The organism is Streptococcus sp. 2106, from assembly GCF_013277315.1.
In the GTDB taxonomy this organism is placed as follows: domain Bacteria; phylum Bacillota; class Bacilli; order Lactobacillales; family Streptococcaceae; genus Streptococcus; species Streptococcus pseudopneumoniae.
On record NZ_VMMS01000048.1, the window covers coordinates 24,317 to 36,564 of the forward strand.

At 39.7% G+C, this 12,248-nt stretch carries 9 protein-coding genes; all 9 read right to left on the reverse strand.

Annotated elements, in window-relative coordinates; genetic code table 11:
* Positions 1-12 precede the first annotated feature (12 nt).
* Entirely contained in the window at positions 13-1,035 is a 1,023-nt protein-coding gene (locus HT723_RS06040) for a branched-chain amino acid aminotransferase (protein WP_172934840.1), read from the reverse strand.
* A 134-nt stretch (positions 1,036-1,169) separates the two neighbouring features.
* Entirely contained in the window at positions 1,170-3,641 is a 2,472-nt protein-coding gene (parC, locus tag HT723_RS06045; RefSeq protein WP_172934841.1) for a DNA topoisomerase IV subunit A, read from the reverse strand.
* 257 nt (positions 3,642-3,898) lie between these two features.
* Complete coding sequence (locus tag HT723_RS06050; RefSeq protein ID WP_023936678.1) at positions 3,899-5,068, reverse strand: hypothetical protein; 1,170 nt, start codon at positions 5,066-5,068, stop codon at positions 3,899-3,901.
* A gap of 50 nt (positions 5,069-5,118) precedes the next feature.
* The gene (locus tag HT723_RS06055; RefSeq protein WP_172934842.1) at positions 5,119-5,946 is read right to left on the reverse strand and encodes an aminoglycoside 6-adenylyltransferase; all 828 of its coding nucleotides are present in this window, start codon (positions 5,944-5,946) and stop codon (positions 5,119-5,121) included.
* Between the two features lie 64 nt (positions 5,947-6,010).
* Positions 6,011-6,613: a Fic family protein gene (locus HT723_RS06060; RefSeq protein WP_050261457.1), complete on the reverse strand. Its 603-nt coding sequence runs from the start codon at positions 6,611-6,613 to the stop codon at positions 6,011-6,013.
* A gap of 12 nt (positions 6,614-6,625) precedes the next feature.
* Positions 6,626-6,967: a hypothetical protein gene (locus HT723_RS06065; RefSeq protein WP_000428283.1), complete on the reverse strand. Its 342-nt coding sequence runs from the start codon at positions 6,965-6,967 to the stop codon at positions 6,626-6,628.
* Between the two features lie 149 nt (positions 6,968-7,116).
* Positions 7,117-8,238, reverse strand: coding sequence for a restriction endonuclease subunit S (locus HT723_RS06070; protein WP_172934843.1), 1,122 nt, complete (start codon positions 8,236-8,238; stop codon positions 7,117-7,119).
* Positions 8,239-8,255: 17 nt separating this feature from the next.
* The gene (locus HT723_RS06075) at positions 8,256-10,283 is read right to left on the reverse strand and encodes an N-6 DNA methylase (RefSeq protein ID WP_172934844.1); all 2,028 of its coding nucleotides are present in this window, start codon (positions 10,281-10,283) and stop codon (positions 8,256-8,258) included.
* 14 nt (positions 10,284-10,297) lie between these two features.
* Positions 10,298-12,241 (reverse strand): DNA topoisomerase IV subunit B, encoded by a 1,944-nt coding sequence (parE, locus tag HT723_RS06080; protein WP_172934845.1) that lies wholly within the window; start codon positions 12,239-12,241, stop codon positions 10,298-10,300.
* Positions 12,242-12,248 lie beyond the last annotated feature (7 nt).

The following is a 12,248-nucleotide window of genomic DNA, read 5'->3' on the forward strand; positions in this document are numbered from 1 at the left end:
CTTTGGTTTATTTTAATCTACTTTTACAATCCAACCTTCTGGCGCTGGAATATCACCAAACTGAATACCCGTCAATTCATTATATAATTTACGCGTCACAGGACCTACTTCTGTTTCACTATAGAATACATGGAAATCATCACCATGTTGAATACCTCCAATTGGAGAAATAACCGCTGCTGTACCACAGGCACCCGCCTCTACAAAACGATCCAGGTTATCAATTGGGACATCTCCCTCAATAGGAGTTAAGCCCAAGCGATGTTCTGCCAAATAAAGCAAGGAATACTTGGTAATAGATGGCAAGATAGATGGACTCAATGGCGTTACAAATTCATTATCAGCTGTAATTCCAAAGAAGTTAGCTGATCCGACTTCTTCAATCTTTGTATGAGTTGAAGGGTCTAGGTAGATAACATCCGAGAAATGGCGTGATTTAGCCAATTTCCCTGGCAAGAGACTGGCAGCATAGTTTCCACCAACCTTTGCCGCACCTGTACCATTTGGAGCTGCACGGTCGTATTCATCCTGAATCAAGAAGTTGGTTGGGACCAAACCACCCTTAAAGTAATTTCCAACTGGCATAGCAAAGATAGTAAAAATATACTCCTCTGCTGGTTTTACCCCGATAATATCTCCAACACCAATCAAAAGTGGACGAAGATAAAGGGTTCCACCTGTTCCGTATGGTGGTACGTATTCTTCATTCGCACGGACAACTGCTTTACAAGCTTCTACAAACATGTCTGTCGGAACTTGTGGCATCAAGAGACGGTCACATGTACGTTGCAGGCGTTTAGCATTTTCATCAGGACGGAACAGTTGAACACTGCCATCCTTAGTACGATAAGCCTTCAAACCTTCAAATGCTTGTTGTCCATAGTGGAGACTTGGAGAAGACTCTGAAATATGCAAAGTTGCATCCTCTGTAAGCTCTCCTTGATTCCATTGTCCATTTTTAAAATGAGCAATATAGCGATAAGGTAATTTCATATAGGAGAAACCAAGGTTTTCCCAATCAATCGTTACTGTCATATTCCACTCCTTATTCTAAAAACCTATTTCTTATATTCTACACTATTTTTCTAAAATAGCAAGTATATTTTGTAATTTTCAGAAAATTTCTTCAATAAAAAGAACCAGCTCTTGGAACTGATTCTTCATTTCACTTATTTATCTTCAGTAACTACTTCCTGAAGATAAGCGTCAAAAACTTCTTCATCTGAAATCGTGTCAGAAATGAAGCTTCCATTGCTAGTGCGTTCTGACAAGTTCAAGTCTTGCAATCGGCTTTCATAGATTGTTCCTTTATTGGATTGGACAAGCAGAGTTTGGTCGTTCACATCCACTTCCGTACTGAAGAAATCGCCAACAAATCCTTGCTCTGCAACTGCTCCTGCCAAGAAGACACGATGCGGTTTGTTTTTCAACTCACGCAAGACTTGTAATCCTCGTTTGGCACGGCTGGTTGCTAGAATTTCCTCAATGGAAACACGTTTCAAGCTTCCACGCTGGGTCAAGAGGTAGAAGGACGAAGTATTACAGATAAAGCCAGATTGGAGGACATCATCTTCTTTCAAATTCATAGCCTTGACACCTGCTGCCTTAGCACCGACAACCGGAACCTCTTCGATATTGAAACGCAGGGCATAACCATTTTGACTAACCAAGACAACATCATCTAGTTTAATCGGAGCCACTGCTACAATTTGATCTGTATCGTCTTTGAGCTTAGCATACTTGACAGACTTAGACTTGTAGGTCCGCCATGGAGTGAATTCTTTGCGCTCTACCCGTTTGATTTGACCGAAACGAGTCGCCGCAAAGTAGGTTGTCGCATCATCAAACTGATCCACCACTTCCACATAAAGGATTTCTTCGTTAGTTTCGAAGTTTGTAATGGTCTGGCTCAGATGCTCTCCGATATCCTTCCAGCGAATATCTGCCAATTCATGAATTGGTCGATAAATGACATTTCCAAGTGTCGTAAACATCAAGAGATGCTGGGTTGTCTTGACAGCTTGTACAAAGATTAGACGGTCATCATCACGCTTGCCAATTTCTTCCAAGGTGGAGGCTGCAAAGGAACGTGGGCTGGTACGCTTGATGTAACCTGCCTTGGTCACGCTGACGTAGGTATCTTCCTCGGCGATCAGACTAGCTGTATCAATCTCGATTGCTTTCGCAGTGTCTTCTAAAGAACTCAAACGAGGAGTTGCAAATTTCTTCTTGACCTCACGAAGTTCTTTCTTCATGAGATTGTACATAGTCCTTTCATCACCGATAATAGCCGCCAGCATAGCAATCTTCTCACGAAGCTCTGCTTCTTCTTCCTGCAAGACAACCACATCGGTATTGGTCAAACGGTACAGTTGCAAAGTTACGATAGCCTCAGCCTGTTCTTCCGTAAAGTCATAGCTGACCTTAAGGTTTTCCTTGGCGTCCGCCTTATTCTCAGAAGCGCGGATAAGTGCAATGACTTCGTCCAAAATCGAAATCACGCGAATCAAACCTTCGACGATATGGAGACGTTTCTCAGCCTTTTCCTTGTCAAAGCGGGAACGCGCCAAAATCACTTCACGACGGTGGGCGATATAGCTAGACAAGATTGGGACGATCCCAACCTGACGAGGCGTGAAATTGTCAATCGCCACCATATTAAAGTTGTAGTTGATTTGCAGGTCTGTGTATTTGAAGAGATAGTTGAGAACGAGCTCCGTATTAGCGTCTTTTTTGAGCTCAATCGCAATACGAAGACCATCACGGTCAGACTCATCACGAACCTCAGCAATGCCTGCCACCTTGTTATTGACACGAACATCATCGATTTTCTTGACTAGATTGGCCTTATTGATTTCATAAGGAATCTCAGTAATAACGATTTGTTCCTTACCACCTTTTAGCTTTTCAATTTCAGTCTTGGAACGAACAACCACGCGCCCTTTCCCAGTCTCATAAGCTTTCTTGATTTCATCACGACCCTGAATAATAGCCCCTGTAGGGAAGTCTGGTCCAGGCAAGAATTCCATGAGTTTATCAATCTTTGCAGTTGGGTGGTCAATCATGTAAACTGCAGCATCTATGACCTCAGCTAAATTATGGGGAGGAATGTCTGTGGCATAACCAGCCGAAATCCCAGTCGAACCATTGACCAAGAGGTTTGGAAAGGCTGCTGGCAAGACCGTTGGTTCTTTCTCCGTATCGTCAAAGTTCCATGCAAAAGGAACTGTCTTTTTATCGATATCCTGAAGAAGATAGCCTGCAATTTCAGACAAACGTGCCTCAGTATAACGCATAGCCGCAGGAGGATCTCCGTCCATAGAACCGTTATTACCGTGCATTTCAACTAGAATCTCACGATTTTTCCAGTTCTGTGACATACGAACCATGGCATCATAGATAGAAGAATCCCCGTGTGGGTGGAAATTCCCCATGATGTTCCCGACTGACTTGGCCGACTTACGGTAGCTCTTGTCAAAAGTATTGCTATCCTTATTCATAGAATAAAGAATACGGCGCTGAACCGGCTTCAACCCATCACGAATATCTGGCAAAGCTCGGTCTTGAATAATGTACTTGGAGTAGCGACCAAAGCGCTCTCCCATGATGTCCTCCAGGGACATATTTTGAATGTTACTCATATAGGATACAGAGCCCGTAAAATATCAAGTGAAAATAGAAGATTCTTGAAGTAAGCAAGCTCACCAGAGAATTTATCTTTTTCACGCATCATTTAGGGCGTGTTCAACTCCTTTCAAATTTTATATAAGTGGACTAGGTTATAACTAAAAAACGATTTATCTTTTTTACACACCGTTTAGTCCGTGTTCAGTTTTTACATGCAAGTTGAAAAGAATGATCTCACAGAAATAGACGTGTTTGGATAATAAAAAATAGATTATTCATATTCTTGTTTTAATGCATCCTTAACTTCTTCTTTTAACGAATCCAAAAAATACTTTTTAATTTTAATTACTTCATCTACAACAGAATTGTCTAAATAGAAAACTCTACCAGTCTGTTGTTCATGAAGTTTTTTTAATAAATCCTTTTTATTTGGCCAAATAAGTTTTCTTGCTGCTGGAATGAATGCTTTATGCCCAGTGAACGGTAAAGTGAAACTTTGACCTTTTTTAAATGACTTATTAATTATTGTTAAGGTAGCAAAGCCCATAACCTCTTCACCGAGCACAACAACAATGAATGGTCTAATATCATATTCATTTCCTTGATTGGAATAATAACAATACTCTTTAGAAATATTATATTTATATTTCTTACCTTCAATTTCTGTCGATTTAAATTTTAGAACTCGTAAATTATCAGGTTGCAAACCATGACTAAAAGTATTTAACTCAATCTTATTATCATCCTCTGAATAAATCAAATAGACTGTTGGATTATCTCCAAAATCACCTTCAAATTCAAAAGACTGAAACAAATAATAATTATATTTATAGTCATTTCTTGAAGTAATGGTCATTTTAGAAATCACAGGGGGAGTAATTACCAAATTGTCTATTTTCGATTTTTGAATATATGCTAGTTGAGTATCATGTTTAATATTATTTTTAAAACCAAATTCTTGCAATTGTTTTAAGAGTTCCTCTATTGAGGATACTATTTCAGAATTCGATTCTTTAATAACATTTGCTATAACAGCAATATCTGACTGAGAAAACTGAGACATTTTTCTAACTAAGTCAATAAATTTTTTATCTAGCTCATCCATCAAACTAATTGAAAAACTTTTATTGAAAGCCTGAGGATACTGATCCTCCAAAGCGTTTTTAAAATCATCATAAGTAGCAAACGTGCTTTTCAAGTGATATTCAATCATCAAAATTTCTTCAACAATATGATTTGTCTCCCAAAATCTTAAAACCTCTTCAAAATACGGATTATCTTTATGACGGTCTATCATATAATCTCGATAATCTTCGATAAGTTTTTTTAAACTCTTTTTATCAGCCTTCTCTTGCAAACCTAATGAATCATAAAATTGATCCCAAGAAAAATCCGCTATTTTACCAAACAAATATGAAGTAATTCCTAAATCTAAAAACATTATAATCCTCCGAAATGTTACTAAATGGCTTTATCCTTATCAATGGAATTCTAATCTACTACATTTAAGCATCTTCTTTCCTCAGCATACTCAATCATCTTCTCAGCTACTTCTTTATCGTAGACAAAGCCCAGCTTTTGAGCAAGTCTTTGAGCTTCTCTATGGAAAAGTTGCATCGTAGCAAACAAAGACTGAATGATTTTATCTAAACTTGAGAAATCAAGAAGATTTGAGAATTCATTCTCTTTCTCAGCAGGCAAATAGTTAAAGAGATATTTATAGTTCTTGCCGACGTCTACTGTTCCCTTATCTGCTGCCACTTGCCAAGCTAAAAGATTGAGCAATTCTTGCTGACAAATACCGTAGAGATGGTCGGCCGCGTAGATGACTTGTTTGCGACAGATTCCTTTGACCACGTAGGCCGACACCCACCAAAATTCATTACAGGAATTTTTAAAATCTGTCTCAGTAGCTGGATGTATCCAGAAACGCTTTGGACTGGGAGAATAGGACTCAAACAAGCCCTTCTTATCTTCTAAAACAGTGAATCCTGCTTCACTGTCCACCCATTCTTGAATGTGTTCTTTAGGACAAAGAGTCAAATCGATACGATTGCCATCTTCAAAGAGCATGAGGTAGAGACGACGATGGTCAAGCTGGACATGCTGTTCAATCAGGCGTTTGCCAAACTGATCTAGCCAAGAAAGGTCACTCGTCAGATTATCTAAATCATCCACGATATAGACCACGTCATAGTCTTGAAATTCATCTGTTTGAACCTTTTGGTTTGTCCGTGAACCAGACATGGCGATAGCTTTAACTTGTAAAGTTTTGGCAGTTTGTAAAATCAGATCTAGCATTTCTGTTTCAATTCTCATGTCAGCACCTTCTCATTTTATAGGTTACCAAGCGTCTGATTCTTCTTACTGGATAGTTTTTATACTATAATTCCCCTGTCTTGTAAAGACTGTATCCTTCGTAGTAGTATGAAGCATCTACTCTCTTAAAGAAACTGGTCTGAGTAAGGTCATCCGTCAAGTTATTGAGGAGCAAATACTTGAGTTCTCCAGTCGATACTGCACTACGCTTCATGGCATTCAGGTATTCATCCTTATCTATAGCATTCCAGTCTACCACTTTGCCCAGTTTCTGACGAAGCATACAATCTAGCCAAATCCGCATTGCGCGTCCATTCCCCTCACGGAAAGGATGGGCAATATTCATATCCGCATACTTATCAACTACTTGATCAAAATTATCATGAGGAAGTTTGTCAATATACTGCAAGGATTGCTCTAAAAAAATACGGGGGGCAAATTGAAAGTTATCCTTTGCAATATTGACATCACGGATTTTTCCAGCGAAATCATAGATACCTGAAAAAAGATAGTGGTGAATAGCTGACAGCCCTGCAAATGTCCCAACTTCCATCTTGAACAAGTCTCCTGTCTGAAAAAGCAGGGCGGCTTGTTTTTTTGTCAGTTTTTCTTCTGCATCTGCCAGCTGGGCTGAGTTTGTAATGCCTAGTTTATTTTCCAATACCATATCTTCCCCTTATTAACGCCATTTTGTATAGAAAACAGGGTGCCCTTTAGCAATATGTTCTTTCAGTTCATCTGGCAACTTAAACTCTACAATGTCTGTAGTAACCCTTGGTAAGTAAGCAAAATCTCCGTTGAGTCCGCTAAAATAGAAACCATTTTCCTTAGCCTCTTTGTCCAATGAAAATATCACTTTTGGAATAAAATACTCATAATCAGGCTCTCTATTACAAATCATATTTCTTACATCCAAAATAGATGTTTTCGCATCCAACACATCAAGTACTTTCCCATACTCTGCATGACTTATTTTGAACAATCTAATCTTTGCAGCTCCTTTAGGTTTCTTATTCTCCATTTACTGGATCCTCCTTCTTACTTTTTTCAATGTAAACTTTTTGTAAGGTGTAAATAAATAGCTATTATCAAAACTCAACTTGTCCTTTTTAGGGAAAAACTGCCTAAAAATTAGGACAGCTACTCCCTAAAAAGGACAGATATACTGAACTATCTTGCTACTACTTCCTTAGTCTCAGCAATTTTTTTGTCAGCCCAGATGACTAAATCCTTGATAACTAATTTCTCCACTGCTCGAACAAAGTCAGACATAAATGTATAGTCGATTTGATTATTTTTGATAGGAAGCTTAACATCTGTCTCTTTTAATACTTTTTCATTAAAAGAGCTACTTCCCCAACTAAATGTAGAGAAACTCTTTCTTAATGAAGTAATTAAATAAAGAGCTTTATACCTATCCAATTCTACTTCTTTAGTGCGCAATACCTTAATTTTATCTCCTGTGAAATAGGGTTCTTTTTGATAAAACATCGTTGCCGTATCTTGACCAAAACTAATTGTGTTGGCAGGATTGAGAAATTCTTCACTCTCTGTAATATAACCTCGAATCCCATTGTTACTATCTCCACGAGCTACATAAGGAAACTTTCCTCCAAACTCAATCATATTTGCATTGAATTTCTTTTTACTACTGGATAAGTTAAAGACCTGAGAAAGTTGGAATACCTCCGACTCCTCTACTCTACTCTTAGTATCGGAAAGTTTTGCAAACTTGTCAAGTACTTTTTCATCATTTTTTGTAAGATGATAATCCCTAAGATTTGTTACAGTTAGATAAGACTCGAGCGTCTCGATGCGTTCAGACTCGAGCGCTTTGATGTAGCTTTCCATGTATGAAAATGCTAATTTGTTATTGAGAGTTGGAAGTTTAACTAGGAGGTCATGAGATTTAGAAGAGCGTAGCTTATTTCCAAAATCAAATTTACCAACTAAAGATTTTTGAATTGAAGATGCTAAAAATAACATGGAGTGTTCACTATACTCTTCGTCATTCCAGTAGACACCCACATCATCTGATGCGCTAAATTCATAATTTCGATAAAAAACATTTCCAAAAATATCAATAGTCAGAGAATTTTTTGGAAAAATAGTCATCTTATTCCCAATATGTCTAACGACACCCGTATTAGTCACTCCTGCCATCACAAATGGTAAAAGGCCATCTATCTGATCTGCTTTCGTTAGACGGGAACCCTGAACAATATTACCAAATAAATCTCCTATCCGATACTCTCTCCACTCGCCCCCACTTGCTTCAAATTCCTCTTCCAATTTTTGAAGGCGAGGGCTTAGGCTTTTTTTGAGCTATCTTCCCCCTTGTTTTTCAGGAGTTGTTCCACTTCCCAAGCTAAGTAGTCAGTAACAGTCTTTTTAAAATCATCCAAGGTTGGTTTTGTATCAATGATCTGGTGCTGTTCGAAATTCCAATCATTACCCTTGTCAGTGATAAAGTCCTCAATAAAGATAGCATCTAAATCCCAAAGTTCTTTACTCACTTCCGCTCTCTTTCCAGCCTTATAAATTTTAATCACATCTTGGTAACGCTGGATAGGATTATCAACCTCTGAAATACCTCGCTTAGCACGTTTAAAACCGTCATTTCTAAAGTCAATAAATTTAACCGTCTGGTCGTAATCGTGTGCCTCATGAGCCTTAAAAATGTAGATAGAAGTCTGGACTCCTGCCATGGGAACAAAAAGGTCAACAGGCATTTTGATAGAAGCAAGTAGGGTATGCTTTTTCAAAATAGCTTTAGCTGTCTTTGTTGCCTTACCAGAACCAGCACTATCTTGAATGATAATGGCACCTAGGCCACCACGCTCCATCTTATCCAAACCATAGGCTATAAAAGGAAGACCATTTTCTTCATAAGAGAAAGGGGGATTCAGCAAGACACAATTAGCTTTAAAATCCGTAAACAGACTCTCAGGACGATTGAATGCAGAACCTTTTTCAATTCGACTAGATCCATCTCCACGAAGAATCATATTGGTTGTCGCTAAGGTATACATCTCTGCATTAAGTTCTATTCCTAGCAGGTTATCTTTCTTGAGCTTCGCAATCTCCTCGTTGGCTCGAGAAGTCCCCTTCCCAAAACTGATATTTGCATGATCTATCATCAACTCCATCGCTGAAATGAGGAAACCAGCTGAACCAGTCGCCAAATCCATAACCTTGCTCTCACTTGTTATCCCCAGAATTTGCGCCATCATTTTGGTAACATAAGGAGGGGTCAGAACAATACCAATTTCTTTTCCATCTCCCAAAGCATACTTTAGAAATTCGGAGTACATCTCCCCCATAATATCGATATGTCCACCCAAACCATCAATGGACTTGAAAATATTCTCATAGATAAAAGTGAAGATTTGCTTGGTAACAGAATTTTCCTTTTGAGGGAGAAGTTGTGCTACTTCTTTGTCATTGGTAATCAACTCGTCACGCTGGCTATCTTTGGAAATTTCTCCAAAAGAAGCCAACATGAGAGTTTTCTTATCTTCATTGATTTCACGTTCATCTAGGAAAGCCTTGATTTGATCAACAACTTTCTTACCATCACGCTTGGTTTCAGACTGCACACCTTTTAAATCGTCAGGTATTAAGCCCTCATCAACCTTTTTGCCCTTACAATCTACGATATCCTGCATAGATAATAGCATACCAGACACATAAAGCACCCGTTGAGGAGCTGTGATATTATGGTTGTGCATCAATTTATTGAGCTTTTTAGCATAGCCTTGCAAGGTCGCTTGACTATCAATCAGAATTTGGTGTTTTTCTTCTTCGCTCAAAACAGCATCTTTGTAGAATATCTCAAAGGTGGACTCATTTTCCAAAAAATCAAAAGTCGTTACCTTTGATAGCTCTTTATAGGCATTAGGAGCAGAACCAAAGACATAATAAACTTTGATAGTCACATTTTCTTCGTTATCACCTGCAACACCAACTGCGACGGCTTCATGATATTTACCACTATCAATAACTGCCCTCGCATAATGCAAAACCCCATTCACCGCAAAATCACTAATTGATTTATCATCAAACTTAATACCGTCCTTTGTTTGAGCAACTAGCTTAGATAATTTGAGTTTGTTTTCAATCAAGATAGGAACTTGTTTGTATTTTTCAATATGAAAATCTGGTTTTCCAAAATTAGTCTTAGTTTGCGTCTTAGCCGCTCCCTTAAGCGCCTCTTTGAGATAAGCACTCATAGCAGATTCTTCATTATAATCCTGCAATTTTTTCAAACCAAGATTTTCAAACTGCTTTTTCACATAGTCATTCACATCCGACTCTAATTTCCAGTTTACTAACATATTATTTTCTTTCATTAAAACACTGTCGCTTCTTCCAACGTAAACTTGACATTATCCTCAATCCATTTACGGCGTGGTTCGACTTTATCGCCCATGAGGACATTGACGCGGCGTTCGGCGCGGGCTAGGTCTTCGATTGTGACACGGATGAGGGTACGAGTTTCTGGGTTCATGGTTGTTTCCCAGAGCTGGTCGGCATTCATCTCTCCAAGCCCCTTGTAGCGTTGGAGGGTTGCGCCTTTGCCAAACTGATTGCGGAGTTCTTCTAGCTCTCCGTCCGTCCAAGCATAGGCCACTTCTTCTTTCTTGCCTTTTCCTTTTGACATCTTGTAAAGAGGCGGAAGGGCGATATAGACATGACCTGCCTCGACTAGAGGACGCATGTAACGATAGAAAAATGTCAAGAGCAAGGTCTGGATATGGGCACCGTCGGTATCCGCATCGGTCATGATAATGATCTTATCATAGTTGGTATCTTCAAGGGAGAAGTCCGCTCCAACACCTGCACCGATGGTATAAATCATGGTATTGATCTCTTCATTTTTGAGGATATCCGCCATCTTGGCCTTGGCTGTATTGATAACCTTACCACGAAGAGGTAGAATAGCCTGGAACTTGCGATCACGGCCTTGTTTGGCAGAACCTCCGGCAGAATCTCCCTCAACTAGATAGAGTTCATTCTTAGCTGGATTCTTAGACTGGGCTGGGGTCAATTTCCCAGACAGCAAGCCCTTATCTTTCTTATTTTTCTTCCCATTTCGGCTCTCATCACGCGCCTTACGTGCTGCTTCACGAGCATCACGGGCCTTGATAGCCTTGCGGATAAGGTTAGAAGCTAATTCCCCATTTTCCATGAGGAAGAAGGTCAACTTATCCGCCACAATGCCATCCACAACTGGGCGAGCTAGTGGACTTCCTAGTTTGTCCTTGGTCTGTCCTTCAAACTGGAGATGTTCTTCAGGAACCAAGATAGAAAGAACGGCCGCTAGCCCCTCACGATAGTCTGACCCTTCAAGGTTTTTATCTTTTTCCTTGAGAAGACCTGTCTTACGCGCATAGTCATTCATGACCTTAGTGATAGCAGATTTGAGTCCTGTCTCATGCGTTCCGCCGTCCTTGGTACGAACGTTATTGACAAAGGACAAGATGTTATCTGAAAATCCATCATTGTACTGAAGAGCTACTTCTACTTGAAAACCATTATCCTCACCTTCAAAGTAGAGGACAGGCGTCAAGGTTTCCTTGTCTTCGTTTAAATAAGAAACAAAGTCCTGTACCCCATTTTCATAGTGAAACTCAACAGACTCATCTGTTCGCTTGTCCGTCAAGGACAAGGTCACATTTTTCAAGAGAAAGGCTGACTCATTGAGACGTTCTGAAATGGTATTGTACTTGAAATCTGTCGTAGAAAAGATACCGGCATCTGGCATGAAGGTAACCTTGGTACCTGTCTTAGACTTTGGTGCTGTACCAATTTTCTTCAAGGTCGTGACAGGTTTGCCACCATTTTCAAAACGTTGCTTGTAGATTGCACCATCACGGGTAATTTCAACTTCCAGCCAACTTGAAAGAGCGTTAACAACAGAAGAACCCACCCCGTGGAGACCTCCAGATGTCTTGTAGCCTCCTTGACCGAATTTCCCTCCGGCATGAAGGATGGTAAAGATAACCTCAACAGTTGGAATTCCCATAGCGTGCATTCCAGTCGGCATCCCACGACCATGGTCTTGCACAGTCAAACTCCCATCTTTATTGATGGTCACATCAATACGATCACCAAATCCAGACAAGGCCTCATCGACTGCATTGTCGACGATTTCCCAGACGAGGTGGTGGAGACCAGCACCATCGGTCGATCCGATATACATCCCTGGACGTTTACGGACCGCATCCAACCCTTCTAGCACCTGAATGGCATCATCATTATAATTGTTAATATTGATTTCCTTTTTTGACACAAGGAAC

Excerpts from the sequence above, each read along its gene's own strand:
- HT723_RS06040 (WP_172934840.1), bottom strand. The coding sequence starts at position 1,035 with ATGACAGTAACGATTGATTGGGAAAACCTTGGTTTCTCCTATATGAAA.
- parC (WP_172934841.1), bottom strand. The coding sequence starts at position 3,641 with ATGAGTAACATTCAAAATATGTCCCTGGAGGACATCATGGGAGAGCGC.
- HT723_RS06050 (WP_023936678.1), bottom strand. The coding sequence starts at position 5,068 with ATGTTTTTAGATTTAGGAATTACTTCATATTTGTTTGGTAAAATAGCG.
- HT723_RS06055 (WP_172934842.1), bottom strand. The coding sequence starts at position 5,946 with ATGAGAATTGAAACAGAAATGCTAGATCTGATTTTACAAACTGCCAAA.
- HT723_RS06060 (WP_050261457.1), bottom strand. The coding sequence starts at position 6,613 with ATGGTATTGGAAAATAAACTAGGCATTACAAACTCAGCCCAGCTGGCA.
- HT723_RS06065 (WP_000428283.1), bottom strand. The coding sequence starts at position 6,967 with ATGGAGAATAAGAAACCTAAAGGAGCTGCAAAGATTAGATTGTTCAAA.
- HT723_RS06075 (WP_172934844.1), bottom strand. The coding sequence starts at position 10,283 with ATGTTAGTAAACTGGAAATTAGAGTCGGATGTGAATGACTATGTGAAA.